At 65.5% G+C, this 24,782-nt stretch carries 27 protein-coding genes; 20 read left to right on the forward strand and 7 right to left on the reverse strand.

From position 1 onward, the window contains the following. The first annotated feature begins 98 nt into the window (after positions 1 to 98). The 3 genes from purL to ACUTAF_RS02575 all read left to right on the forward strand — a co-directional run bounded on the left by purL (position 99) and on the right by ACUTAF_RS02575 (position 4,953). On the forward strand, positions 99 to 3,995 hold the full coding sequence (gene purL, locus ACUTAF_RS02565) for a phosphoribosylformylglycinamidine synthase (protein WP_445578492.1): 3,897 nt from the start codon (positions 99 to 101) through the stop codon (positions 3,993 to 3,995). Positions 3,996 to 4,213: 218 nt separating this feature from the next. Then, positions 4,214 to 4,483: a CDGSH iron-sulfur domain-containing protein gene (locus ACUTAF_RS02570; RefSeq protein WP_445578493.1), complete on the forward strand. Its 270-nt coding sequence runs from the start codon at positions 4,214 to 4,216 to the stop codon at positions 4,481 to 4,483. 152 nt (positions 4,484 to 4,635) lie between these two features. Then, complete coding sequence (locus tag ACUTAF_RS02575; RefSeq protein ID WP_445578494.1) at positions 4,636 to 4,953, forward strand: YqfO family protein; 318 nt, start codon at positions 4,636 to 4,638, stop codon at positions 4,951 to 4,953. 51 nt (positions 4,954 to 5,004) lie between these two features. Here the strand turns inward: ACUTAF_RS02575 and ACUTAF_RS02580 are convergent, their stop codons facing one another. Both ACUTAF_RS02580 and ACUTAF_RS02585 read right to left on the reverse strand, forming a co-directional pair. Next, complete coding sequence (locus ACUTAF_RS02580) at positions 5,005 to 5,508, reverse strand: L,D-transpeptidase family protein (protein WP_445578495.1); 504 nt, start codon at positions 5,506 to 5,508, stop codon at positions 5,005 to 5,007. A gap of 21 nt (positions 5,509 to 5,529) precedes the next feature. After that, positions 5,530 to 6,084, reverse strand: coding sequence for an NUDIX hydrolase (locus ACUTAF_RS02585; protein WP_445578496.1), 555 nt, complete (start codon positions 6,082 to 6,084; stop codon positions 5,530 to 5,532). 136 nt (positions 6,085 to 6,220) lie between these two features. Between ACUTAF_RS02585 and ACUTAF_RS02590 the strand changes: the two genes are divergently transcribed. From ACUTAF_RS02590 to ACUTAF_RS02610, 5 genes are read left to right on the forward strand one after another with little or no spacing between them, the layout of a single operon-like run. Then, the gene (locus ACUTAF_RS02590; protein WP_445578497.1) at positions 6,221 to 6,826 is read left to right on the forward strand and encodes a CoA pyrophosphatase; all 606 of its coding nucleotides are present in this window, start codon (positions 6,221 to 6,223) and stop codon (positions 6,824 to 6,826) included. A 10-nt stretch (positions 6,827 to 6,836) separates the two neighbouring features. Further along, on the forward strand, positions 6,837 to 7,361 hold the full coding sequence (locus tag ACUTAF_RS02595; RefSeq protein WP_445578498.1) for a gamma carbonic anhydrase family protein: 525 nt from the start codon (positions 6,837 to 6,839) through the stop codon (positions 7,359 to 7,361). Next, entirely contained in the window at positions 7,354 to 7,554 is a 201-nt protein-coding gene (locus ACUTAF_RS02600; protein WP_445578499.1) for a DUF1289 domain-containing protein, read from the forward strand. The genes ACUTAF_RS02595 and ACUTAF_RS02600 overlap by 8 nt, the downstream gene beginning before the upstream one ends. A gap of 21 nt (positions 7,555 to 7,575) precedes the next feature. Continuing rightward, positions 7,576 to 8,757, forward strand: coding sequence for a formate-dependent phosphoribosylglycinamide formyltransferase (gene purT, locus ACUTAF_RS02605; protein WP_445578500.1), 1,182 nt, complete (start codon positions 7,576 to 7,578; stop codon positions 8,755 to 8,757). Further along, a complete protein-coding gene (locus ACUTAF_RS02610) occupies positions 8,754 to 9,488 on the forward strand; it encodes an SGNH/GDSL hydrolase family protein (protein WP_445578501.1) in 735 nt (244 codons plus the stop codon). Before purT ends, ACUTAF_RS02610 begins: the two co-directional genes overlap by 4 nt. Here the strand turns inward: ACUTAF_RS02610 and ACUTAF_RS02615 are convergent. Beyond that, on the reverse strand, positions 9,460 to 10,746 hold the full coding sequence (locus tag ACUTAF_RS02615) for an HlyC/CorC family transporter (RefSeq protein WP_445578502.1): 1,287 nt from the start codon (positions 10,744 to 10,746) through the stop codon (positions 9,460 to 9,462). The two genes, ACUTAF_RS02610 and ACUTAF_RS02615, sit on opposite strands and share 29 nt — an antisense overlap. A 10-nt stretch (positions 10,747 to 10,756) precedes the next feature. Beyond that, the gene (locus tag ACUTAF_RS02620; RefSeq protein WP_445578503.1) at positions 10,757 to 11,557 is read right to left on the reverse strand and encodes a cytochrome C assembly family protein; all 801 of its coding nucleotides are present in this window, start codon (positions 11,555 to 11,557) and stop codon (positions 10,757 to 10,759) included. A gap of 155 nt (positions 11,558 to 11,712) precedes the next feature. On the opposite strand from ACUTAF_RS02620, the gene ffh reads away from it, so the two are divergent. The 5 genes from ffh (at position 11,713) to rplS (ending at position 15,171) form a co-directional block, all read left to right on the forward strand. Further along, entirely contained in the window at positions 11,713 to 13,089 is a 1,377-nt protein-coding gene (ffh, locus tag ACUTAF_RS02625; RefSeq protein WP_445578504.1) for a signal recognition particle protein, read from the forward strand. A gap of 143 nt (positions 13,090 to 13,232) precedes the next feature. Beyond that, positions 13,233 to 13,484 carry a 30S ribosomal protein S16 gene (gene rpsP / locus ACUTAF_RS02630; RefSeq protein ID WP_003246162.1) on the forward strand — a complete coding sequence of 84 codons (252 nt, stop codon included), beginning with the start codon at positions 13,233 to 13,235 and terminating at the stop codon, positions 13,482 to 13,484. Positions 13,485 to 13,492: 8 nt separating this feature from the next. Next, positions 13,493 to 14,029, forward strand: a complete 537-nt coding sequence (gene rimM / locus ACUTAF_RS02635) for a ribosome maturation factor RimM (protein ID WP_445578505.1) — start codon at positions 13,493 to 13,495, stop codon at positions 14,027 to 14,029. Between the two features lie 5 nt (positions 14,030 to 14,034). After that, a complete protein-coding gene (trmD, locus tag ACUTAF_RS02640) occupies positions 14,035 to 14,778 on the forward strand; it encodes a tRNA (guanosine(37)-N1)-methyltransferase TrmD (RefSeq protein WP_445578506.1) in 744 nt (247 codons plus the stop codon). A gap of 42 nt (positions 14,779 to 14,820) precedes the next feature. Continuing rightward, positions 14,821 to 15,171 (forward strand): 50S ribosomal protein L19, encoded by a 351-nt coding sequence (rplS, locus tag ACUTAF_RS02645; protein ID WP_045734872.1) that lies wholly within the window; start codon positions 14,821 to 14,823, stop codon positions 15,169 to 15,171. A gap of 200 nt (positions 15,172 to 15,371) precedes the next feature. Here rplS and ACUTAF_RS02650 read toward each other — a convergent pair whose 3' ends face one another. Further along, the gene (locus ACUTAF_RS02650) at positions 15,372 to 16,055 is read right to left on the reverse strand and encodes a hypothetical protein (protein WP_445578507.1); all 684 of its coding nucleotides are present in this window, start codon (positions 16,053 to 16,055) and stop codon (positions 15,372 to 15,374) included. 229 nt (positions 16,056 to 16,284) lie between these two features. Here ACUTAF_RS02650 and xerD point away from each other — a divergent pair, with 229 nt between their 5' ends. The 4 genes from xerD (at position 16,285) to thrC (ending at position 20,872) form a co-directional block, all read left to right on the forward strand. Further along, the gene (gene xerD, locus ACUTAF_RS02655; protein WP_445578508.1) at positions 16,285 to 17,181 is read left to right on the forward strand and encodes a site-specific tyrosine recombinase XerD; all 897 of its coding nucleotides are present in this window, start codon (positions 16,285 to 16,287) and stop codon (positions 17,179 to 17,181) included. 91 nt (positions 17,182 to 17,272) lie between these two features. Next, a complete protein-coding gene (gene dsbC / locus ACUTAF_RS02660) occupies positions 17,273 to 17,998 on the forward strand; it encodes a bifunctional protein-disulfide isomerase/oxidoreductase DsbC (RefSeq protein ID WP_445578509.1) in 726 nt (241 codons plus the stop codon). Positions 17,999 to 18,099: 101 nt separating this feature from the next. Further along, a complete protein-coding gene (locus ACUTAF_RS02665) occupies positions 18,100 to 19,404 on the forward strand; it encodes a homoserine dehydrogenase (RefSeq protein ID WP_445578510.1) in 1,305 nt (434 codons plus the stop codon). A 58-nt stretch (positions 19,405 to 19,462) separates the two neighbouring features. Then, positions 19,463 to 20,872, forward strand: a complete 1,410-nt coding sequence (thrC, locus tag ACUTAF_RS02670) for a threonine synthase (RefSeq protein ID WP_445578511.1) — start codon at positions 19,463 to 19,465, stop codon at positions 20,870 to 20,872. Positions 20,873 to 20,922: 50 nt separating this feature from the next. Here thrC and ACUTAF_RS02675 read toward each other — a convergent pair whose 3' ends face one another. Together ACUTAF_RS02675 and ACUTAF_RS02680 are read right to left on the reverse strand one after the other, a co-directional pair. Beyond that, positions 20,923 to 21,174 carry a hypothetical protein gene (locus ACUTAF_RS02675; RefSeq protein ID WP_445578512.1) on the reverse strand — a complete coding sequence of 84 codons (252 nt, stop codon included), beginning with the start codon at positions 21,172 to 21,174 and terminating at the stop codon, positions 20,923 to 20,925. Positions 21,175 to 21,177: 3 nt separating this feature from the next. Beyond that, positions 21,178 to 22,377, reverse strand: coding sequence for a CaiB/BaiF CoA transferase family protein (locus ACUTAF_RS02680; RefSeq protein WP_445578513.1), 1,200 nt, complete (start codon positions 22,375 to 22,377; stop codon positions 21,178 to 21,180). Positions 22,378 to 22,709: 332 nt separating this feature from the next. Here ACUTAF_RS02680 and bacA point away from each other — a divergent pair, with 332 nt between their 5' ends. From bacA to ACUTAF_RS02695, 3 genes are read left to right on the forward strand one after another with little or no spacing between them, the layout of a single operon-like run. Next, positions 22,710 to 23,330, forward strand: coding sequence for a biofilm formation regulator BacA (gene bacA, locus ACUTAF_RS02685; protein ID WP_445578514.1), 621 nt, complete (start codon positions 22,710 to 22,712; stop codon positions 23,328 to 23,330). A 14-nt stretch (positions 23,331 to 23,344) separates the two neighbouring features. Further along, positions 23,345 to 24,040, forward strand: coding sequence for a PspA/IM30 family protein (locus ACUTAF_RS02690; RefSeq protein ID WP_445578515.1), 696 nt, complete (start codon positions 23,345 to 23,347; stop codon positions 24,038 to 24,040). A 50-nt stretch (positions 24,041 to 24,090) separates the two neighbouring features. Continuing rightward, positions 24,091 to 24,729 carry a hypothetical protein gene (locus ACUTAF_RS02695; RefSeq protein ID WP_445578516.1) on the forward strand — a complete coding sequence of 213 codons (639 nt, stop codon included), beginning with the start codon at positions 24,091 to 24,093 and terminating at the stop codon, positions 24,727 to 24,729. The last annotated feature ends 53 nt before the right edge of the window (positions 24,730 to 24,782 follow it).

The following is a 24,782-nucleotide window of genomic DNA, read 5'->3' on the forward strand; positions in this document are numbered from 1 at the left end:
CCGTCTCGAAAGCGCCGGCCACGGGTGCCGCAGACGTTGCTTTAGGCTAGAATGCACGGCCTCTAAGCACACCCCCTTCCCCAGAGGCTGTCCCGACGATGTTGATTCTGCGCGGCGCTCCCGCTCTTTCCGCTTTCCGCCATGGCAAATTGCTTGAGCAACTGACCAGCAAGATGCCGGCCGTGACCGGGCTGTACGCCGAGTTCGCGCATTTCGCCGATGTCAGTGGCGAGCTCGACGCCGACGAGCAGCAGGTGCTGGCCCGTCTGCTCAAGTACGGCCCGAGCGTGCCGGTGCAGGAGCCCAGCGGCAAACTGTTTCTGACCATTCCGCGCTTCGGCACCATCTCGCCCTGGTCGAGCAAGGCCAGCGACATCGCCCGCAACTGTGGCCTGGCCAAGATCCAGCGCTTGGAGCGCGGTATCGCCTATTACGTCAGCGGCGAGCTGAGCGAGGCCGATAGCGCCGCTGTCGCCGCCCTGCTGCACGACCGCATGACTCAGTTGGTGCTGAACGCCCTGGAAGACGCCGCGGCGTTGTTCAGCCATGCCCAGCCCAAGCCGCTGACCGCGGTGGACATCCTCGGCGGCGGTCGCGCCGCGCTGGAACAGGCCAACCAGGACCTGGGCCTGGCCCTGGCCGAGGACGAGATCGACTACCTGGTCAAGAGCTTCGTCGAGCTGGGACGCAATCCGCACGATATCGAACTGATGATGTTCGCCCAGGCCAACTCCGAGCACTGCCGGCACAAGATCTTCAACGCCAGCTGGGACATCGACGGACAGGCGCAGGACAAGTCGCTGTTCGGCATGATCAAGAACACCTACCAGATGCACAGCGAAGGCGTGTTGAGCGCCTACAAGGACAACGCCTCGGTCATCGAAGGCTTCACCGCCGGGCGCTTCTTCCCCAATCCGGAGACCCGCGAGTACGGCGCGAGCGTCGAGCCGGTGCATATCCTGATGAAGGTGGAGACGCACAACCACCCGACCGCCATCGCGCCATTCCCCGGCGCCTCCACCGGCTCCGGCGGCGAGATCCGCGACGAGGGCGCGACCGGTCGTGGCGCCAAGCCGAAGGCCGGCCTGACCGGTTTCTCGGTCTCCAACCTGAACATCCCCGGCTTCCTGCAGCCCTGGGAGAAGCCCTACGGCAAGCCCGAGCGCATCGTCAGCGCGCTGGACATCATGATCGAGGGCCCGCTGGGCGGCGCCGCGTTCAACAACGAGTTCGGTCGCCCGGCACTCAACGGCTACTTCCGTACCTTCGAGCAGGCTGTGAGCAGCCCGCGCGGCGAAGAAGTGCGCGGCTACCACAAGCCGATCATGCTCGCCGGCGGCCTCGGCAACATTCGCGAGAACCACGTGCAGAAGGGCGAGATCTCGGTCGGCGCCAAGCTGATTGTGCTCGGCGGCCCGGCCATGCTTATCGGTCTCGGCGGCGGCGCCGCTTCGTCGATGGCCACCGGTGCCAGCTCGGCCGACCTGGACTTCGCCTCGGTGCAGCGCGAGAACCCGGAAATGGAACGCCGCTGCCAGGAGGTCATCGACCGCTGCTGGCAGCTGGGCGAGGCCAATCCGATCAAGTTCATCCACGACGTCGGCGCCGGCGGTATCTCCAACGCCCTGCCGGAGCTGATCAACGACGGTGGCCGTGGCGGTCGCTTCGAGCTGCGCAAGGTACCCAACGACGAGCCGGGCATGGCCCCGCACGAGATCTGGTGCAACGAGTCGCAGGAGCGCTACGTGCTCTCCGTGGATGCGGCCGACTTCGAGCGCTTCCAGGCGATCTGCGAACGCGAGCGCTGCCCCTTCGCCGTGGTCGGCGAGGCCACCGCCGAGCCGCACCTGACCGTCACCGACAGCCACTTCGGCAACACCCCGGTGGAAATGCCGCTGGAAGTGCTGCTCGGCAAGCCGCCGCGCATGCACCGCAGCGTGGCCCGCGAAGCGGAGCAGGGCGATGACTTCAGCGCCGCCAGCGTCGATATCGAAGAGGCCCTGGGCCGTGTGCTGCGCCACCCGGCCGTGGCCAGCAAGAGCTTTTTGATCACCATCGGTGACCGCAGCATCACCGGCCTGGTGGCGCGCGATCAGATGGTCGGCCCCTGGCAGGTGCCGGTGGCCGACTGCGCCGTGACCGCCACTAGCTTCGACGTCTACACCGGCGAAGCCATGGCCATGGGCGAGCGCACCCCGCTGGCGCTGCTCGATGCCCCGGCATCCGGGCGCATGGCCGTCGGCGAGACCATCACCAACCTGGCTGCGGCGCGCATCGGCAAGCTGTCCGACATCAAACTGTCGGCCAACTGGATGGCAGCCGCCGGCCACCCGGGTGAAGACGCCCGCCTGTATGACACCGTCAAGGCCGTCGGCATGGAGCTGTGCCCGGCGCTGGGTATCACCATCCCGGTGGGCAAGGACTCCATGTCGATGAAGACCCGTTGGCAGGAGGAGGGTGTCGACAAGAGCGTGACCGCGCCGCTGTCGCTGGTGATCTCCGGCTTCGCCCCGGTGCAGGACATCCGCCAGACCCTGACCCCGCAACTGCGCATGGACAAGGGCGAGACCGACCTGATCCTGATCGATCTCGGCCGCGGCCAGAACCGCATGGGCGCCTCGATCCTGGCGCAGGTCTACGCGCAGATCGGCCAGCAGGTGCCGGATCTCGACGACGCCGAAGACCTCAAGGCCTTCTTCGCCGTGATCCAGGGCCTCAACGCCGACGGTCACCTGCTGGCCTACCACGACCGCTCCGACGGCGGCCTGCTGACCACCGTGCTGGAAATGGCCTTCGCCGGTCACTGCGGCCTGTCGCTGAACCTCGACGCGCTGGCTGATGACAGCTCCGAGCTGCCGGCCGTGCTGTTCAACGAAGAGCTGGGCGCGGTGATCCAGGTGCGCCAGGACGCCACCCCGGAGGTGCTGGCGCAGTTCAGCGCCGCCGGCCTGGACGACTGCGTGGCGGTGATCGGCCAGGCGGTGAACAACAGCGAAGTCAGCATCAGCTTCAATGGCGAGCCGGTATTCGCCGGCGAGCGTCGTCTGCTGCAGCGTCAGTGGGCCGAGACCAGCTACCGTATCCAGCGTCTGCGCGACAACGCCCAGGGCGCCGACCAGGAATTCGACCTGCTGCTGGAAGAGGACAACCCCGGCCTGTCGGTCAAGCTCGGTTTCGACGTCAACCAGGACATCGCCGCGCCCTATATCAAGAAGGGCGTGCGTCCGCAGGTGGCGATCCTGCGCGAGCAGGGCGTCAACGGCCAGGTGGAGATGGCCGCGGCTTTCGACCGCGCCGGTTTCTCCGCCATCGACGTGCATATGAGCGACATCCTCGCCGGCCGCGTCAGCCTGGAAGAGTTCAAGGGCCTGGTCGCCTGTGGCGGCTTCTCCTACGGTGATGTGCTCGGCGCGGGCGAGGGCTGGGCCAAGTCGGTGCTGTTCAACGCCCGTGCGCGCGATGCCTTCGCCGGCTTCTTCGAGCGCAAGGACAGCTTCGCCCTCGGCGTGTGCAACGGCTGCCAGATGATGAGCAACCTGCACGAGCTGATCCCGGGCACCGAGTTCTGGCCGCACTTCGTGCGCAACCGCTCCGAGCAGTTCGAGGCGCGCGTGGCCATGGTGCAGATCCAGGAATCGGCGTCGATCTTCCTGCAGGGCATGGCCGGTTCGCGCCTGCCGATCGCCATCGCCCACGGCGAGGGGCATGCCGAATTCGAAAGCGAAGAGGCGCTGCTGGAGGCCGACCTGTCCGGCACCGTGGCCCTGCGCTACGTCGACAACCACGGCAAGGTCACCGAGAGCTACCCGGCCAACCCCAACGGTTCGCCGCGCGGCATCACCGGCCTGACCAGCCGCGACGGCCGCGTGACCATCATGATGCCGCACCCGGAGCGGGTGTTCCGCGCCGTGCAGAACTCCTGGCGCCCTGACGAGTGGCAGGAAGACGGCGGCTGGATGCGCATGTTCCGCAACGCCCGCGTCTGGGTGAACTAACAGCGGCGGCGCAGCGGGCTTCTGATGACCCTCTCCAATTGGGAGAGGGGGCCCGAAGGGCGGGAGAGGGTGTTGTAGCCAGCATCCAGCCCTCTCCCCACCCCTCTCCCGCAGATGGGAAGGGGGCTGATCGTTGACTGCATGTAGCCTGGATGCAATCCGGGAAGGTCGTTGCGATATTCCTACCCGGATTTCATCCGGGTTACTTAGGCCCAGCCATGGTCGATGATCCCCTGCCGATTCTCCCCGAAGCCCGCCTGGTCAAACCCGGTGAAACCCATCGGCTGTGTCGCTGCGGACGTTCCTCGACCTTGCCCGACTGCAACCGCGCCTGCGCCGACGCGTTGCGGCTGACCCCTGTGCGAGAGCAGCGCCTGCTGCTCTGTCGCTGCGGTCGTTCGGCCGACTTGCCCTATTGCGATGGCCGCCACAGCCCGCCGGCGCCTGGCCTGCGAGACAAGTGGCGACGATTTCGCTCGGGCGATTGAACGCGGCGCGCGGCTATCAGTCGAAAGTGGATGAACCAGCCGACGGAATGCGCTTTTTCGAAGCCGTTCTCTATGCTGTTTTGAGGCAAAATGCCATCATTCTATGCCTCGTGGCTTGTCTGTGGTTCGGTTGCCCATCTGCGGAGAACTTGATGTACAAACTGTGTTTCTATGTGCCGGAAAGCCATCTGGAATCGGTGAAGCAGGCGGTTTTCGCTGCCGGCGGCGGTCGTGTCGGCCGCTATGACAGCTGCTGCTGGCAGGCGCTCGGGCAGGGCCAGTTCCGTGCGCTGGGGGGTAGCCAGCCGTTCCTCGGCCAGATCGGCAGCGTCGAGCAGGTGAGCGAATGGAAGGTCGAGTTGGTGGTCGCCGACGAGCTGATCCACGACGCGGTCAAGGCGCTGAAGAGGGCCCATCCCTACGAGACGCCGGCATTCGACGTCTGGCGGTTGTCGGATCTGCAGTTCTGAAGCGAAATGAAAAAGGCGCCAATGGCGCCTTTTTCATGTGCGATTTGCGTCTTATGGGCGAATCTCGATCAGCGTGCCGTCCTTGACCAGCTCCCACACTTCGCGCATGTCGGCGTTCCTCATGGCGATGCAGCCCTCGGTCCAGTCCAGGGTATGGAAGAACCATTCGGGGTACTCCTCGTCCAGCGGCGTGCCGTGGATCATGATCATGCTGCCCGGCGACACGCCGGCCTGGCGTGCGTTGGCCAGGTCGCGGGCGTTGGGGTAGGAGATGTGCAGCGACAGCTGGTATTTGTCGCTGGCCTTGCGCCAGTCGATCCAGTAGAAGCCTTCCGGCGTACGCAGGTCGCCCTCGCGCTGCTTGGCGCCGCTGGGCTGCTTGCCGAGGGAGATGCGGTAGCTCTTGATGGTCTCGCCGCGCTGCAGCAGGTGCAGCTTGCGCTCGGATTTGAGCACCAGCACCTTGTCCACCTGACGCGTGGCATCGATCGGGGTGGCGTTGGCCTGCACGTTCAGGCTGAGGGTCAGGCACAACAGGGGCAACAGCCAGCGCATCGGAAACTTCTCGGCAAAGGGTCAACGGGGGCGGTAATGAGCGCGCAGAGCTTCGAGCGCCTCGTTGCGCACCGGAAACAGGTTCTGCCGACGATCGGCGAAGAAGCATTCTAAGGTACGGCCTATGGTCGGAAAAGCCAGCTCCGACCAGGGGATTTCCTCCTCCGCGAACAGGCGTACCTCGAGGCTCTCCTCACCCACGGCGAAGTCCAGATCGACCAGTTCGGCGCGGAACATCATGTACACCTGGCTGATATGCGGCAGATCGAACAGCGTGTAAAGGTTGAGATCGCGCACCCGCGCGCAGGCTTCCTCAAGGGTTTCCCGCGCCGCCGCCTGCTCGATGGTCTCGCCGTTCTCCATGAAGCCGGCCGGCAGCGTCCAGTAGCCGCGCCGCGGCTCGATGGCGCGGCGGCACAGCAGCACCTGTTCGCCCCACACCGGCAGGCAGCCGGCGACGATCCGCGGGTTCTGATAGTGCACCCTGTGACAGTGGCTGCAGACGTGGCGCAGGCGGTTGTCCCCGGCGGGAATCGTCTGCATGAGCGGTTGACCGCATTGATTGCAGAATTTCATGTCGGCTCCTGAGACTGTCACGGTTATCTTGGCGCGCCGGCGGCATGACCGGCAAGCCCGCGTAACCGGCGGTGGGCTTGGGCGTGGCGCCCCGTTCATGTCATGATGCCGGGCATAACTACACCCGAGTGTGCCCATGCTGGACGAGTTGCTCCTTCGCGTGCGCGGCTACCGGCCGCGCGCCCTGGAGACCGAGCGCAGCTTCCCCGAGGCGGCGGTGCTGGTCCCCATCACCCGCAGCGACGAACCTGAACTGGTGCTGACCCTGCGTGCCAGCGGTTTGTCGACCCATGGCGGCGAGGTCGCCTTCCCCGGTGGCCGGCGCGATCCGGACGATCGCGATCTGGTGCATACCGCCCTGCGCGAGGCCGAGGAGGAGATCGGCCTGCCGCCGGGGCTGGTCGAGGTGATCGGTCCGCTCAGCGGCCTGGTCTCGCGCCACGGTATCCAGGTCACGCCCTATGTCGGGCTGGTGCCGGACTACGTGGAGTACAAGGCCAACGATGCCGAGATCGCCTCGGTGTTCTCCGTGCCGCTGGAGTTCTTCCGTAGCGACCCGCGCGAGCTGACGCACCGTATCGATTACCTCGGGCGCAGCTGGTACGTGCCGTCCTACACCTATGGCGAGTACCGCATCTGGGGGCTGACGGCGATCATGGTGGTGGAGTTGGTCAACCTGCTCTACGACGATGCGCGGATCGCCCTGCACCAGCCGCCCGAACACTTCATCCACCTGCGTTGAGAGCCGTGCCATGAAATACCGTCTGGGAAGCTGCCGTGTCGAAGCCCATCCCGACAGCTGGATCGCGCCTAGCGCCGAGCTGATCGGCAAGGTGCGCCTGGAGGCCGGCGCCAGCGTCTGGTTCGGCGCCGTGCTGCGCGGCGACAACGAGCTGATCCATATCGGCGAGCACAGCAACGTGCAGGACGGCAGCGTGCTGCACACCGACATGGGCTTTCCGCTGACCCTGGGCAAGGGCGTCACCGTTGGCCACAAGGTGATGATGCACGGCTGCACGGTGGACGATTACAGCCTGATCGGCATCAACGCGGTGATCCTCAACGGCGCCAGGATCGGCAAGTACTGCATCATCGGCGCCAACAGCCTGATCCCCGAGGGCAAGGTGATCCCAGACGGCAGCCTGGTGATGGGCAGCCCGGGCAAGGTGGTGCGCGAGCTGACCGAGCAGCAGAAGAAGATGCTCGAGGCCAGCGCCGCCCATTACGTGCACAACGCCCAGCGCTATGCCCGCGAACTGGTCCCTGACGATGAATGATGCAGAAAAGCCGCTGCGCTCGCCCTGCGTGCAGGTCTGTGCGCTGGACGAGCAGGACATCTGCATCGGCTGCCAGCGCACCGCCGGCGAAATCACCCGCTGGGGCCGCATGGACAATGCCGAGCGCCGCTTGGTGCTGCAACGTTGCCTGGAACGCGCCCGTGCTTCCGGCCATCTGCTGACGCCTTCCTGATTCTCTGTTCGAGGAAAATTCATGCCCCGTATTGGAACCCCCCTGTCGCCTTCCGCGACCCGTGTGCTGCTGTGCGGCTGTGGCGAACTCGGCAAGGAAGTGGTGATCGAGCTGCAGCGCCTGGGCTGCGAGGTGATCGGCGTGGACCGTTACGCCAACGCCCCGGCCATGCAGGTGGCGCACCGCAGCCACGTGATCGATATGCTCGACGGCGCCGCCCTGCGCGCGGTGATCGAGGCCGAGCAGCCGCATTTCATCGTGCCGGAGATCGAGGCCATCGCCACCGCCACCCTGGTCGAGCTGGAGGCCGAAGGCTTCAACGTGGTGCCCACCGCGCGTGCCGCGCAGCTGACCATGAACCGCGAGGGCATTCGCCGCCTGGCCGCCGAGGAGCTGGGGCTGCCCACCTCGCCCTACCATTTCGCCGATACCTTCGAGGATTACGCCGCGGCGGTCAGAGCCGTCGGCTACCCCTGCGTGGTCAAGCCGATCATGAGCTCCTCCGGCAAGGGCCAGAGCGTGCTGAAAGGCGATGCCGACCTGCAGCGCGCCTGGGACCATGCCCAGGAGGGCGGGCGCGCCGGCAAGGGGCGGGTGATAGTCGAGGGTTTCATCGACTTCGACTACGAGATCACCCTGCTCACCGTGCGCCACGCCGGCGGCACCAGCTTCTGCGCGCCCATAGGCCATCGCCAGGAGCACGGCGACTACCAGGAATCCTGGCAGCCGCAAGCGATGAGTCCGCAGGCGCTGGCCGAATCCGAGCGCGTGGCGCTGGCGGTCACCGAGGCCCTCGGTGGGCGCGGGCTGTTCGGCGTCGAACTGTTCGTCAAGGGCGACCAGGTGTGGTTCAGCGAGGTGTCGCCGCGGCCGCACGACACCGGCCTGGTGACGCTGATTTCCCAGGAGCTGTCCGAATTCGCCCTGCATGCGCGTGCAATTCTCGGCCTGCCGATTCCGGCGATCCGGCAGATGGGCCCCTCGGCTTCGGCGGTGATTCTGGTCGAAGGCGACTCGCGGCAGGCCAGCTTCGCCAATCTGGGCGCGGCGCTGAGCGAGGCGGACACCGCCCTGCGTCTGTTCGGCAAGCCCGAGGTCAGGGGTCAGCGGCGCATGGGGGTGGCCCTGGCGCGCGATGAGTCGATCGAGGCGGCGCAGGCCAAGGCGCTGCGCAGCGCCCGCGCGGTACGCGTACAGCTGTGAGCCGGCGCGCGCTGTGGTGGCTGGCGACGCTGTCGCTGCTGCCATTGGCGCTGCCGCTGGCGTTGCACACCCGGCGTACTGCCTTGCGCTTGCCGGTCGCCCAGGGCGAGCCTGCCGGCATGGCCGCAGCGCATTTGCCGGGGGAGCCGCTACGCCTGCTGCTGATCGGTGAGTCCACCGTGGCGGGCGTCGGAGTGAGAAGCTTCGATCAAGCCCTGGCGAGCTGCCTGGCGGCTGCGCTGGCCGAACGCCTGGGGCGCCCGGTGCGCTGGCGAGCCTGTGGCGAGAATGGCATCACCGCGGCCCAGGCCCACGAGCGCCTGTTGCCACAGGGGCTGGCCGAACCTGCCGACCTGGCGCTGCTGGTCTTCGGCGTCAACGACACCACTCATCTCACTTCGGGTGCGCGCTGGATGCAGGCGCTTGCCGGCATGGCCGATGCGCTGAACACGCGGGGTTGCCGCGTGGCGTTCAGTGCCGTGCCGCCGCTGCAGCATTTCAGCGGCCTGCCCTGGTTGTTGCGGTTATTGATGGGGTGGCGCGCCAGCCTGCTGGATCGCGAGCTGCGAGTTCTGGCCTTAGGGCTGGGGGCGCAGCATTGCGCGCTGGATCTGCCGTTCGAGCCGCACTACCTGGCCGAGGATGGCTATCACCCCTCGGCGCTGGGGTATCGGCAATGGGCTGCTGGCCTGGCCGAGCGCCTTATTCCATCGCTGCAGCGTCCTGCTTGACCTTCTCCATTTGCCAGACCCGAACGCTTTTCACCCGATTCTCCGCGGCCTGGAGGATTTCCAGGCGGTAAGGACCGATCTTCAGGCACACGGCGCTGTCGGGAATGCTTTCCAGCGCCTCGGTGATCAAGCCGTTGAGTGTCTTGGGGCCGTCGCTGGGCAGGTGCCAGCCGAGGGTCTTGTTCACCTCGCGGATATAGGCGGCGCCGTCGATCACCAGGGTGCCGTCGTCCTGCGGATGAATATCGGGGCTGCGCAGGCTGTCCTGGTTGCTGAAGTCGCCGACGATCTCCTCGAGGATGTCTTCCAGGGTGACGATGCCGATCACTTCGCCGTACTCGTCGACGACGATGCCGATGCGCCGCTTCTGCTTCTGGAAGTTGATCAGCTGGGTCGACAGCGGGGTGTTTTCCGGCACGAAGTAGGGTTCGTGGCAGGCCGCCTGCAGGGCTTCCTTGGTCAACTGGTTGTGGCTCAGCAGGCGGGCGATCTGGCGCATGTGCACCACGCCCTCGATCTGGTTGATGTCGCCGCGGAACACCGGCAGGCGTGTGTGCGGGGTGGTGCGCAACTGGCCGATGATGCTCTCCAGGTCATCGTTCAGGTCGATGCCGGCTACCTCGTTGCGCGGAATCATGATGTCGTCCACCGTCACCCGCTCCAGGTCGAGGATGCCGAGGAGCATGTCCTGGCGGTTCTTCGGCAGCTCCGAGCCCGACTCGCGCACCACGCTGCGCAGTTCCTCGGTGGACAGGCTATCACTGGCGCGCTGTGCCGGGTCGACGCCAAACAGGCGCAGCAGGCCGTTGCTGATCGCGCTGGTCAGCCACACCACCGGGTAGAGCAGGCGCTGCAGCAGGTTGAGCAGGTGGCTGGCGGGGAAGGCCACCAGCTCCGGGCGCAGCGCGGCCAGGGTCTTGGGGGTGATCTCGCCGAAGATCAGCACGACGATGGTCAGCCCGGCGGTGGCGATGGCGATGCCGGCCTCGCCCCACAGATCGACCGCCAGCACGGTGGCGATGGAGGCGGCGAGGATGTTGACCACGTTGTTGCCGACCAGGATGGTGCCGAGCAGGCGGTCCGGACGGTCGAGCAGGCGGGTTACGCGGCGGGCACCTTTGTGGCCTTCCTTGTCCAGGTGCTTGAGGCGGTAGCGATTGAGGCTGAGCATGCCGGTCTCGGAGCTGGAGAAGAACGCCGAGCAGAGGATGAGAAAGATCAGCAGGCCGAGCAGATAGCTCGAATGAAGGTCGTCCAAGTAAGGCGCCTCAGATATGCAGGATGAATTCGCGCACCAGCTTGCTGCCGAAATAGGCCAGCATCAGCAGGCAGAAGCCGGCCAGGGTCCAGCGAATGGCCTTGTGCCCGCGCCAGCCGAGTTGGTGGCGGCCCCACAACAGTACGGCGAACACCACCCAGGCGAAGCAGGAGAGGATGGTCTTGTGCACCAGGTGCTGGGCGAACAGGTCATCGAGAAACAGCGCGCCGGACAGCAGTGACAGCGACAGCAGCAGCCAGCCGGCCCAGAGGAAGCCGAACAGCAGGCTTTCCATGGTCTGCAGCGGCGGGAAGTTCTTGATCAGCCCCGAGGGGTGCTTGTGTTTGAGCTGATGATCCTGCAGCAGCAACAGGATCGACTGGAACACGGCGATGGTGAGCATGCCGTAGGCCAGTATCGAGAACAGGATGTGGGCGAGGATGCCGGGGTGCTCGTCGATCGGGCGAATGGTGCCCGACGGCAGGAACTCCGCGGCCAGCACCGTCAGACCACCCAGGGGAAACAGCAGCAGCAGTAGGTTTTCTGCCGGAATGCGCAGGCAGGCCAGCAGGGTCAGGGCGATCACCGCGTAGGCGATCAGGCTGGCGGCGTTGAAGAAATCCAGGGTCAGTCCCTGGACGTTGTGCAACTGCAGGAACAGGCTGCCGCCATGGAAGAGCAGGGCGAGCACGCCGAGCAGCGCCAGCAGGCGCTTGTCGGGTGTGCTGCGCTGAGTCAGGCGCAGGCCCTGATAGGTGGCAGCGCCGGCATACAGGCAGACGGCGGCGAGGCTGGGCAGCAGAGGGTGCATAAATCCGTGTAAGGCGAGCCCGAAAGGCGCTGAGTGTGGCACAGATGGCCGCTGCCACGAAAGACCGCCGGCGGTGTCGGCGGCGCGGCGACTTGGCTATAATCCGCCGCCTGTCGCATGCCCGGTACGCCGGGTCGGACCTCAAAGGAACGCGCATGTTCGAAAATCTTACCGATCGCCTCTCCCAGACCCTGCGTAACGTTACGGGCAAGGCCAAGCTGAGCGAAGACAACATCAAGGACACCCTGCGCGAGGTGCGCATGGCCCTGCTCGAGGCCGACGTGGCCCTGCCGGTGGTCAAGGACTTCGTCGCCAAGGTCAAGGAGCGTGCGGTCGGCACCGAGGTGTCCAAGAGCCTGACCCCGGGCCAGGCTTTCGTGAAGATCGTCCGCGCCGAACTGGAAGAGCTGATGGGCGCGGCCAACGAGGATCTGGCGCTGAATGCCGCGCCGCCCGCGGTGGTGCTGATGGCCGGTCTGCAGGGCGCGGGCAAGACCACCACCGCCGGCAAGCTGGCCAAGTTCCTCAAGGAGCGCAAGAAAAAGTCGGTGTTGCTGGTGTCAGCCGACGTTTACCGTCCGGCGGCGATCAAGCAGCTGGAAACCCTGGCCGGTGATCTCGGGGTGACCTTCTTTCCCTCCGACGCCAGCCAGAAGCCGGTGGACATCGCCAATGCGGCGATCCGCGAGGCCAAGCTGAAGTTCATCGACGTGGTCATCCTCGATACCGCCGGCCGTCTGGCCATCGATGCCGAGATGATGGCCGAGATCCAGGCCCTGCACGCCGCGGTCAAGCCGGTCGAGACCCTGTTCGTGGTCGACGCCATGACCGGCCAGGACGCCGCCAACACCGCCAAGGCCTTCAGCGACGCGCTGCCGCTGACTGGCGTGGTGCTGACCAAGGTCGACGGCGACGCCCGCGGCGGTGCCGCGCTGTCGGTGCGCCACATCACCGGCAAGCCGATCAAGTTCATCGGTATGGGCGAGAAGAGCGACGCGCTCGAGCCCTTCCACCCGGACCGTATCGCCTCGCGCATCCTCGGCATGGGCGACGTGCTCAGCCTGATTGAGCAGGCCGAGCAGACCCTCGACCGCGAGAAGGCCGAGAAGCTCACCAAGAAGCTGAAGAAGGGCAAGGGCTTCGACCTCGAGGACTTTCGCGACCAGCTGCAGCAGATGAAGAACATGGGCGGCCTCGGCGGCCTGATGGACAAGCTGCCGTCCATCGGCGGGGTCAACTTGGCGCAGATGGGCAACGCCCAGGGCGCGGCCGAGAAGCAGTTCAAACAGATGGAAGCGATCATCAACTCCATGACCCCGGCCGAGCGCCGCGATCCGGAGATCATCAGCGGCTCGCGCAAACGTCGTATCGCCCTGGGTTCCGGTACCCAGGTGCAAGACATCGGCAGGTTGATCAAGCAGCATAAGCAGATGCAGAAGATGATGAAGAAATTCACCGCCAAGGGCGGCATGGCTAAGATGATGCGCGGCATGGGCGGTATGTTACCCGGCGGCGGCATGCCAAAATTCTGAAGACCCGCGCGCCCGGCCGATGGCCGGGCGGAAAAAGAGATTTGCAAACCGCCGCATAATCCTTAAAATGTGCGGCCTTTCGGGCCTAGGCCCATTTTTAATGTGTGCCTCAAGTTAGCACCGACTACAGGAACGATGTTCACATGGTAACCATCCGTCTTGCTCGTGGCGGCTCCAAAAAGCGCCCCTTCTACCACCTGACCGTGACCAACAGCCGCAACGCGCGCGATGGTCGTTTCGTTGAGCGTATCGGTTTCTTCAACCCGATCGCTGCCGGTGGCGAAGTGCGTCTGTCCGTCGACCAGGAGCGTGCGACCTACTGGCTGGGCCAGGGCGCGCAGCCGTCTGAGCGCGTTGCTCAGCTGCTCAAGGAAGCTGCCAAGGCTGCTGCCTAAGCATCTTTATGAGTACGACGCCGGCCGTCGCCGAGGATCTGATCGTCCTCGGCAAGATCGTTTCGGTGCACGGCGTCCGGGGTGAAGTGAAGGTCTACTCCTTTACCGATCCCATCGATAACGTGCTCGATTACCAGCGCTGGACGCTCAGGCGTGACGGCGAGGTAAAGCAAGTGGAGCTGGCCAGCGGCCGCCTGCAAGGTAAGGTGCTGGTCGCCAAGCTGAAGGGGCTGGATGATCGCGAAATCGCGCGTACCTACGCCGGCTTCGAGATCTGCGTGCCGCGCAGCGAGTTGCCGGACCTGGATGACGGCGAGTTCTACTGGTACCAGTTGCAGGGCTTGAAGGTCATCGATCAGGCAGGGCAGTTGCTCGGCGTGATCGACCACTTGTTCGAGACCGGTGCCAACGATGTGATGGTGGTCAAGCCCAGTGCGGGCAGTCTGGATGATCGCGAGCGTCTGCTGCCCTATACGGATCAGTGCGTGCTTTCGATCGATCTGGCAGCCGGCGAGATGCGGGTCGACTGGGATGCGGATTTCTAAGGCCCATGCGCGTAGAAGTCATCACCCTGTTCCCGGAGATGTTCGCCGCCATCGGCGAGTACGGCATCACCAGTCGTGCGGTCAGGCAGGGGCTGCTCAAGCTCAGTTGCTGGAATCCGCGGGACTACACGACGGATCGCCACCATACGGTGGATGACCGCCCCTTCGGCGGTGGTCCGGGCATGGTGATGAAGATCAAGCCTCTCGAGGATGCCCTGGCCGCGGCCAGGCAGGCCGCGGGGGAGGCGGCGAAGGTGATCTACCTGTCGCCGCAGGGGCGTCGTCTGAACCAGGCGGCGGTCCGCGAGCTGGCGCGGGAGCAGGCACTGATCCTGATTGCTGGTCGTTATGAAGGCATCGACGAGCGTTTCATCGAGGCGCATGTCGATGAGGAATGGTCGATTGGCGACTACGTCCTGTCCGGCGGTGAGCTGCCGGCCATGGTGCTGATCGACGCGGTGACGCGCCTTTTGCCCGGTGCATTGGGTCATGCCGATTCGGCCGAGGAGGACTCCTTTACGGATGGCCTGCTCGACTGCCCGCACTACACCCGCCCGGAGGTGTATGCGGATAAACGTGTTCCCGAGGTGTTGCTTAGTGGCAACCACGAACACATCCGGCGCTGGCGTTTGCAGCAGTCCCTTGGTCGGACCTGGGAACGTCGCGCCGATCTTCTGGATAGCCGCTCGCTTTCTGGAGAAGAGAAGAAGCTGCTGGAGGAATACATCCGCCAGCGGGACGATAGTTAACGTATCGATGGCAGGCCTGGAGGCTTGTCTTAGGAGCGCAGCATGACCAACAAGATTATCCAGATGCTCGAAGCCGAGCAGATGAACAAAGAAATCCCGACTTTCGCCCCGGGCGACACCGTTGTCGTGCAAGTGAAAGTGAAGGAAGGCGACCGTCAGCGTCTGCAGGCCTTCGAAGGCGTTGTTATCGCCAAGCGTAACCGCGGCCTGAACAGCGCCTTCACCGTGCGCAAGATCTCCAGCGGTGTGGGCGTCGAGCGTACCTTCCAGACCTACTCGCCGCTGGTCGACAGCCTGGCAGTCAAGCGTCGCGGCGACGTGCGCAAGGCCAAACTGTACTACCTGCGCGACCTGTCCGGCAAAGCCGCGCGCATCAAGGAAAAGCTGTCCTAAGTTCGGACACTTCTCGAAAAAAGCAGCCTGCGGGCTGCTTTTTTTATGTTCGCGCATTCATGTGCTCAGCCGGGGCTTGCGCGCAACGCGCCCCGGCGTTTTGGCGGCCAGTCTCTCTGGCGGGCCACGCCGCGCGGCGTCGCTGCGCGGCGTCAGAAATGGCTCCCGGTTTTCTCGTTTCTGCGATCCGTGTCGAGGATTCAGGGGCGCAGGCTGATCCTCAGGCTGGCTCGCGACAGGTCGATGTCATGCAGGCTGAGGTTGCCGAAGCTCTTCTCGGCGGGGGCGCCCTTGACGCGGATGTTGTCGAAGCGCAACTCGCCGATGGAGCTGGGCAGGTTGACGTTGAACGAACCATCGCCGTTCAGGGTCGAGCGTAGCTTACTGGTGTCGTAGCGCAGGTCGTGCAGGCCGGTGTCGCTTTCCAGGCTGTCCAGTACCGGCATCACCAGTTTCGCCAGCTGCTTGAGCGCGCCCGGGCCGTCACCGTTCTCGGCGCGCAGCAGCAGTGCTTGCAAGACATCGTCCAGGCCCTGCGCGCTGACCGCGCTCATTTCCTTGTCGCTCAACGACTGCATGCCGGGCGGCGTCTGCAGTCGGCTGGTGCTGCTGAGTGGCGGTTGCAAGCGCTGGATATCGGCGCTGGCCAACTGGAACGGGCTCATCAGCGCCGCCACCAGAGTGGCGGCCAGACGCAGGCTGCTCTGCTTCTTCAGCGCCTTGCTCAGTTGCTTCTGGGTCAGCAGCCCTTGCTCGATCAGCACTTCGCCCAGGCGTTTGCGGTTGACGAACTGCGCCGCGATCGCGGCATCGAGCTGGGTGGCGCTGATCAGGCCCTTGGCGATGAGGATCTGGCCGAGGCGGGAGTGGGCGTGATTGGGCATGCTGGTTCTACCGCTCTGGTAATGGCACTGTGAGATCATGGCGCCGCGAGCCCGGATTGTCACCAAACCAAGGATAGGCTTGTCCGACCGTTTGTCCTGTGGGCTGCGGTGCCGAGCGGCAGGCGCCGGTCGTGGTGTTTCGATCGGTGTCAGTGGCAACCGCCGGGCGGCTGGAGTTGCCGGTCTCGGCTATGGAACACTAGGCGCCCGTCGGCCGTGAACTTGCCTCATGCCCACTCTGTCCCATCCGTTGATCGAGCGATTTCTCGAGACGCTCTGGCTCGAAAAGGGCCTGTCTGCCCATACCCGTGCCGCCTATCGCAGCGACCTGGAGCACTTCAATGCCTGGCTCGACGAGCGCAGGCTGGCGCTTGCTCATATCGGTCGCGACGCCATCCTCGATCATCTGGCCTGGCGTCTCGAGCAGGGCTATCAGGCGCGCTCGACCGCGCGCTTTCTCTCCGGCGTGCGCGGCTTCTATCGCTTTCTCCTGCGCGAAGGGGTGATCGAAGAAGACCCCTGCCTGCAGGTGGAGCTGCCGCAAATCGGCCGGCCGCTGCCTAAGTCGCTGTCCGAGGCGGATGTCGAGGCGCTGCTGCAGGCGCCGGATCTGGACGATCCCATCGGCTTGCGCGACCGCGCCATGCTGGAGGTGCTCTACGCCTGCGGCCTGCGCGTCAGCGAGCTGGTCGGGCTGAGCCTGGAGCAGGTCAACCTGCGCCAGGGTGTGCTGCGGGTGCTGGGCAAGGGCAGCAAGGAGCGCCTGGTGCCGCTGGGCGAGGAGGCCATCGCCTGGATCGAGCGCTACAGCCGCGAGGCGCGCTCGTTGCTGCTCGGCGGCAAGCCCAGTGATGTGCTGTTTCCCAGCCTGCGCGGTGAGCAGATGACCCGGCAGACCTTCTGGCACCGGATCAAGCACCAGGCCAGGGTGGCCGGCATCGCCAAGCCGCTGTCGCCGCACACCCTGCGCCACGCCTTCGCCACCCATCTGCTCAACCATGGCGCCGATTTGCGCGTGGTGCAGATGCTGCTGGGTCATAGCGATCTGTCGACCACGCAGATCTACACCCATATCGCCCGGGCGCGCCTGCAGGAACTGCATGCCAGGCACCACCCGCGCGGTTGACGCTACCGTCTGGTAGCCGGGCGGCCGTCTGCGGGGCATCTGTGGTAGGCTGTGCCCATCTTCGCCCGTCCTTCGCTCGACAGGAGTGTCCATGTCCCTGACCCGAATTTCCGCTGCGCTGGCGCTGCTGCTGGGCAGCAGCCTCGGCCTGGCCGCCGACCCCGATCAGGCCATCCGCCAGAGCCTGACCTCGCTGGATGCGCGTCTGCCGATCGAGGCCATCGCCGAAAGCCCCATGCCGGGCATCTACCAGGTCCAGCTCAAGGGTGGCCGCCAGCTCTATACCAGCGCCGACGGCCAGTTCCTCCTGCAGGGCTACCTGTTCCAGGTCAAGGACGGCAAGGCGGTGAACCTTACCGAGATCGAGGAAAGCCGTGCGGTGGCCAAGCAGATCAACGCCATCCCGGCCGAGGAGATGGTGGTGTTCGCGGCCAAGGAGCCGAAGACCCATATCACCGTGTTCACCGACACCGACTGCGGCTATTGCCAGAAGCTGCACAGCGAGGTGCCGGAGCTCAACCGGCTGGGCGTGGAAGTGCGCTACGTCGCCTTCCCGCGCCAGGGGCTGAACAGCCCGGCGGCCAAGGAGCTGGTCAGCGTCTGGTGCGCCAAGGACCCGCAGGAGGCGATGAACCTGGCCAAGACCCGCCAGCCGGTGCCCGAGGCGAGCTGCGACAACCCGGTGGCCAAGCAGTACCAGCTGGGCCAGATGATCGGCGTCAACGGCACCCCGGCCATCGTGCTGGCCAACGGCAAGATGATCCCGGGCTACCAGCCGGCGCCGCAGCTGGCGAAGATTGCGCTGGAGTCGAACTGAGCGCGGATTGACTAACAAACAGCCGCTTCGTAATGTGCGGCTCTTTCGGCGGCCGGAGCATGCTCCGGCCGTTTTACGCAGTGCTGATGGGGATATTGAGTGTGAAGCCGGTCAAAGTGGGCATCTGTGGGCTGGGTACCGTCGGTGGCGGTACCTTGAATGTACTCAAGCGCAACGCCGAGGAAATTACCCGGCGCGCCGGTCGCGGCATCGAGATTGCCCAGATCGCCATTCGCTCGCCCAAGCCGCAGTACGACATTACCGGCATCACCACCACCGATGATGTGTTCGTCGTCGCGAGCAACCCCGAGATCGATATCGTCGTCGAGCTGATCGGCGGCTACACCCTGGCCCGCGAACTGGTGCTCAAGGCCATCGACAACGGCAAGCACGTGGTCACCGCGAACAAGGCGCTGATCGCCGTGCACGGTAACGAGATCTTCGCCCGCGCCCGCGAGAAGGGCGTGATCGTCGCCTTCGAGGCCGCCGTGGCCGGCGGCATTCCGGTGATCAAGGCGATCCGCGAAGGCCTGGCCGCCAACCGCATCAACTGGCTGGCCGGCATCATCAACGGCACCGGCAACTTCATCCTGTCCGAGATGCGCGAGAAGGGCCGTGCTTTCGCCGACGTGCTCAAGGAAGCCCAGGCGCTGGGCTATGCCGAGGCCGACCCGACCTTCGACGTCGAGGGCATCGACGCCGCGCACAAGCTGACCATCCTCGCCTCCATCGCCTTCGGCATCCCGCTGCAGTTCGCCAAGGCCTACACCGAAGGCATCACCCGCCTGACCACGGCGGACGTCAACTACGCCGAGGCCCTCGGCTACCGCATCAAGCACCTGGGCGTGGCCCGCCGTACCGAGGCCGGCTTCGAGCTGCGCGTGCACCCGACGCTGATCCCGGCCGACCGCCTGATCGCCAACGTCAACGGCGTGATGAACGCGGTGATGGTCAACGGCGACGCCGTCGGCAGCACGCTGTTCTACGGAGCCGGCGCCGGCATGGAGCCGACCGCCTCGGCGGTGGTGGCCGACCTGGTGGACGTGGTTCGTGCGCTGACCACCGACCCGACCAACCGCGTGCCGCACCTGGCCTTCCAGCCGGACTCGCTGTCCGACCACCCGATCCTGCCCATCGAGCAGTGCGAGAGCGCCTACTACCTGCGCATCCAGGCCAAGGATCACCCGGGCGTGCTGGCTCAGGTGGCGAGCATCCTCTCCGAGCGGGGCATCAATATCGAGTCGATCATGCAGAAGGAAGCCGAGGAGCAGGACGGCCTGGTGCCGATGATCCTCGTCACCCACCGCGTGGTGGAGGCGCGTATCCTCGATGCCATCGCCGCCATGGAGGTGCTGGACGGCGTGACCGCGCCCATCGTTCGTATCCGCGTCGAGCAGCTCAACTAAACCCTTTCGCGGCCGCGGGCCTAGCCTGCGGCCGACAGCAGAACCGAAGGTCTTTCCCATGCGTTATATCAGTACCCGCGGCCAGGCGCCGGCCCTGAACTTCGAAGACGTGCTGCTGGCTGGCCTGGCCAGCGACGGCGGCCTCTACGTGCCGGAAAATCTACCGCGCTTCACCGTCGAGGAGATCGCCTCCTGGGCCGGCCTGCCATACCACGAGCTGGCCTTCCGGGTGATGCGCCCGTTCGTCGCCGGCAGCATCTCCGACGCCGACTTCAAGAAGATTCTCGAGGAAACCTACGGGGTTTTCGCCCACAACGCCGTGGCGCCGCTGCGCCAGCTGAACGGCAACGAGTGGGTGCTGGAGCTGTTCCACGGCCCGACCCTGGCATTCAAGGACTTCGCCCTGCAGCTACTCGGTCGTCTGCTCGACCACGTGCTGAGCAAGCGCGGCGAGCGCGTGGTGATCATGGGCGCCACCTCGGGCGATACCGGCTCGGCGGCCATCGAAGGCTGCAAGGCCTGCGACAACGTCGACATCTTCATCATGCACCCGCACAACCGCGTGTCCGAGGTGCAGCGCCGGCAAATGACCACCATCCTCGGCGACAACATCCACAACATCGCCATCGAAGGCAATTTCGACGACTGCCAGGAAATGGTCAAGGCCAGCTTCGCCGACCAGGGCTTCCTCAAGGGTACCCGCCTGGTGGCGGTCAACTCGATCAACTGGGCGCGGATCATGGCCCAGATCGTCTACTACTTCCACGCCGCCATTCAGCTCGGCGCGCCGGCTCGCTCGGTGGCCTTCTCGGTACCGACCGGCAATTTCGGCGACATCTTCGCCGGTTACCTGGCGCGCAACATGGGCCTGCCGGTCAGCCAGCTGATCGTGGCCACCAACCGCAACGACATCCTGCATCGCTTTATGAGCGGCAACCGTTACGACAAGGACACCCTGCACCCGTCGCTGTCGCCGTCGATGGACATCATGGTCTCGTCCAACTTCGAGCGTCTGCTGTTCGATCTGCACGGCCGCAATGGCCTGGCGGTGGCGGCGCTGATGGACGGCTTCCGCGCCAGCGGCAAGCTGTCGGTGGAAGAGGATCGCTGGACCGAGGCACGCAAGCTGTTCGATTCGCTGGCGGTGGACGATGCGCAGACCTGTGAGACCATCGCCGAGGTCTATGCCGAGTGTGGCGAGCTGCTCGACCCGCACACCGCCATCGGCGTGCGCGCTGCCCGCGAATGCCGGCGCAGCCTGGCCACACCCATGGTGGTGCTGGGCACCGCGCATCCGGTCAAGTTCCCCGAGGCGGTGGAGAAGGCCGGTATCGATGCGGTTCCGGCGTTGCCGGCGCATCTGGCCGATCTGTTCCAGCGCGAGGAGCGTTGCACGGTGTTGGCCAACGACCTGGGCGCCGTGCAGCAGTTCGTCGCCGCCCATGGCAATCGCGGCAAGCCGCTGTAAGGGGCATCCCTTGCCACGCAAACCGGCGCCCTCGTGGCGCCGGTTTCGTTTCAGCGGCTTAGAAGCAGCGCGATCACCACCATTAGGCCGATCAGGATCGCCCAGATCAGCGCGTTGAGCTTGCTGGCCAGCAATACCGCGGGCCCGCGCGGACGCAGTGTCGGTCGGTCTTCCAGGTGCAGGTCGACGCGCCGGGTCGCTTCCTCCTGGCTCAGCCCTTGATGCAGGCACAGCAGTTCGATGGCGGCCTGGCGCTGGCCTTGCTGCAGCAGGCGGCGCACCTCCTGCGGTAGTTCGTTCATGCTTCAGATCGCTCCCTGGTTGCGCAGCTCGTCAATCTGCCTGGCGTTGTAGCCCAGGCCGGCGAGCACTTCGGCGTTGTGCTCGCCCAGTGCCGGTCCGGTCCATTGCACCGAGCCGGGCGTCTCGGACAGCTTGGGCACTATGCCTGGCATCTTGAACGCCTTGCCGTCGGGGAGCTTGGCCGAAAGGAACATCTCGCGGGCGAGAAACTGCGGATCAATGAGCATGTCCGCCGCCGAGTAGATGCGGCTGGCCGGCACCTCGGCGCGCTTGAGCAGTGCTTCCACCTCGCTCAGCGGCAGGCTCGCGGCCCAGCGGTCGATCACCCCGTACAGCTCGTCGCGCCGCGCATCGCGCCCGGCGTTATCGGCGAGCGCAGGATCCTCGGCCAGATCCGCGCGGCCGATGGCGCGCATAAAGCGCTGGAAGATCGCATCGCCGTTGGCGCCGATCTGGATATGCCGGCCGTCGGCGCAGGTGTGGATGGAGGAGGGGGTGATGCCGGGCATGATATTGCCGCTGCGCTCGCGGACGAAGCCGAACACGTCGAACTCCGGCACCATCGACTCCATCATGGCGAACACCGCCTCGTACAGCGCCACGTCCACCACCTGGCCGCTGCCGCCGTTGACTTCGCGCTGACGCAGCGCCATCAGCGCGCCGATCACGCCCCACAGGGCGGCGATGGAGTCGCCGATGCTGATGCCGGTGCGTACCGGCGGGCGATCCTCGAAGCCGGTGATATAGCGCAACCCACCCATGGATTCGCCGACCGCGCCGAAGCCTGGCTGATCCTTCATCGGCCCGCTCTGGCCGAAGCCGGACAGGCGCACCATCACCAGCCTGGGGTTCAATGCGTGCAGCGCGTCCCAGGCCAGGCCGAGCTTCTCCAGCACGCCGGGGCGGAAGTTCTCGATCAGGATGTCGGCGTCCGCCAGCAGCTTTCTCAGCACTTCCAGGCCCTGCGGATGCTTGAGGTTGAGGGTGATCGAGCGCTTGTTGCGCGCCTGCACGAACCACCACAGCGAGGTGCCCTCGTAGAGCTTGCGCCATTTGCGCAGCGGGTCGCCGCCGTCGGGCGATTCCACCTTGATCACTTCGGCGCCGAACTCGGCGCAGATGCGCGCGGCGAAGGGGCCGGCGATCAGGCTGCCGAGTTCGATCACTTTCAGGCCTGCGAGGGGTTGGCTGGGGGCGCTCATGGTGGCTCCTGTGGCTGCGAATGCCTGCAAGCCTATTGCATTGACGGTGCGGGAGCCATGCTCGGTGACTGCTGGCAAATTGCCCGGCTGCGATGCGGTTGGCGCTTTTGCGCGTGCATCGTCGGGTGGCCTGCGGTTTAATTCGTCTCCGGCGAACGGAAGCGCTGAGGTCAGATAGCCCGGATGGCTCCCCTCCTGTTTTTCTCCTCGAAGCCCCCTCTCGTCGGTCGCCCTGGTGGCGGGCGGTGCCTGTTCGTGCGTCCGTCGGGTGCTGTGTAGTTATTTACATGTGATGACTTGCTGTATCACATGTAAGGACCTACGCTGCCTTCATGGACCACAAATCATCAGCCCATTACCAGCGGCTTTACCGTCAGCGCCTGCGCGAGCAGGGCCTGGTGAAGAAGGAAGTCTGGATACTGCCCGAGCACGCGCCGCTGCTGGTCGCGTTCGAACGCAAACTGCGCCAGCCTCAGTCGACGCTGGCTTCGATGGAGAAGGAGGAAGGTATGAGCATGCCGCAGGTTTGGACCGCCCAGGCGCTGTATGACGCGCTGGCGGCGACGGAGCTGTACCACAGCGGGCAGGCCGGCATTGAGCTGATCCAGGGCGCCGACGCCAGCCTGCACGTGACCATGCGCGAATACGGCGACCTGCCGCTGTTCATCGCCGTGTTCGGTGAGCAGATCGTCGTCGAGGCGTTGCTGTGGCCGGCAAGCGATGTGCGCGATGCCGCCGCCTTCAACGAGGAAGTGCTGCGCACCCACAAGCTGTTCCCGCTGTCGTCCATCGGCCTGGAGAAAATGGTAGACGGACGCGATTGCTACACCATGTTCGGCGCACTCAGCTCGTCCTCGACCCTGTCCGACGTGGTGTTCGAGATCGAGCTGCTGGCGGACAACGTGATCAAGGCCACCGAAGCCTACGAAGGCTTCCTCGCGGCCAGTGCCTGAAAGGAGATAGGACGATGAACGTCTGGAGCAAATTGCTGACGGCGCTGCGCGGCGGCGCCAATGAAATGGGCGAGGCCGTGGTGGACAGCCAGGCCCTGCGCATTCTCGACCAGGAAATCCGCGACGCTGATACCGAGCTGCGCAGGTCCAAGGAAGCGCTGGCCGAGATCATGGCCAGGCACAAGCTGACCAGCGACAAGGTGACCAAGAGCGCGGCGAGCATCGCCGAGTACGAGCAGTACGCGCTCAAGGCGCTGGAAGCCGGCAACGATACCCTGGCCAAGGAAGTGGCGCAGAAGATCGCCAACCTGGAGATCGAGCTGGCCAGCGAGCGTGAGCAGGCCGAGGGCTTCGCCGTCAGCGTGGCCCAGCTACGCAAGGCGGTGAGCCAGGCCGAGGGCAACATCAAGCGTCTCAAGCAGCAGGTGGATACGGTCAAGGCCACCGAGAGCGTACAGAAGGCGCAGATGGCCGTGGCTCAGCGCTACGGCGGCTCGCAGGCCAAGCTGCAGACCGCGGTCGAGTCGCTCGAGCGGATCAAGCAGAAGCAGGCCGAGCGCGCGGCGAAGATGGAAGCCTCGGCCGAGCTGGCCGCCACCAGCGCGCCGGACGATTCGCTGGAAGCCAAGCTGCGCGCCGCCGGGATCAAGGCCGACAGTGCCAGTGCCGATAGCGTGCTGGCCAGGCTGAAGGACAAGGCCAAGGCATGAAAGATGCGGGGCGTTCGCGCCCCGTTTCCCTAGCTCAGGGAAAGGAAAAAATGGAACTCTTCCTGCAGACCGCGCTGTCGTTTCCCACCGCCCTCTACAGCTTTCTGCTGTGCGTGGCGGTCATCTATTGGCTGGTCGTCGCCGCCGGCTTGCTCGAGGTCGACCTGCTCGACGTCGAGGCCGATTCGGTGATGGAAGGCGGCCAGACCGAAGGCCTCGCCGGCCTGCTGTACAAGCTCAAGGTCGATGGCGTGCCGGTCACCCTGGTGCTGACCCTGCTGTTTTTCTTCGCCTGGTTCGTCAGCTATTTCGTCGAGCTGTGGCTGCTGCGCCATCTGCCGCTGGGGCTGCTGCGCTATCCGCTGGGGCTGCTGGTGATCGTCGGCGCCTTGTTCCCGGCCGCGCCGCTCTGTGCGGCGATCTGCCGGCCGCTGCGGCCGCTGTTTCGCAAGGCCGAGGCGGCCAGCAGCAAGTCAGTGCTGGGCCAGGTAGCGGTGGTGCGCAGCGGCCGGGTCACCGCCCGTCATGGCGAAGCGGTGCTGGAAGACGGCGGCGCCGGGCTGATCCTGCGTGTGCGCGCCGACGAGGCGCTGGGCTTCAAGCGCGGCGACCGGGTGGTGTTGCTGGAATACCTGGCGGCCGAGCATGCCTACCGGGTGATCACCGAAGAAGAATTTCGAGGCGTCTAGATTTTGCCAACAACCTAACAGATGGCTGGCGGGGTAGGGCATCGCCGAACCGG

This window comes from Pseudomonas sp. SP16.1, assembly GCF_052682975.1.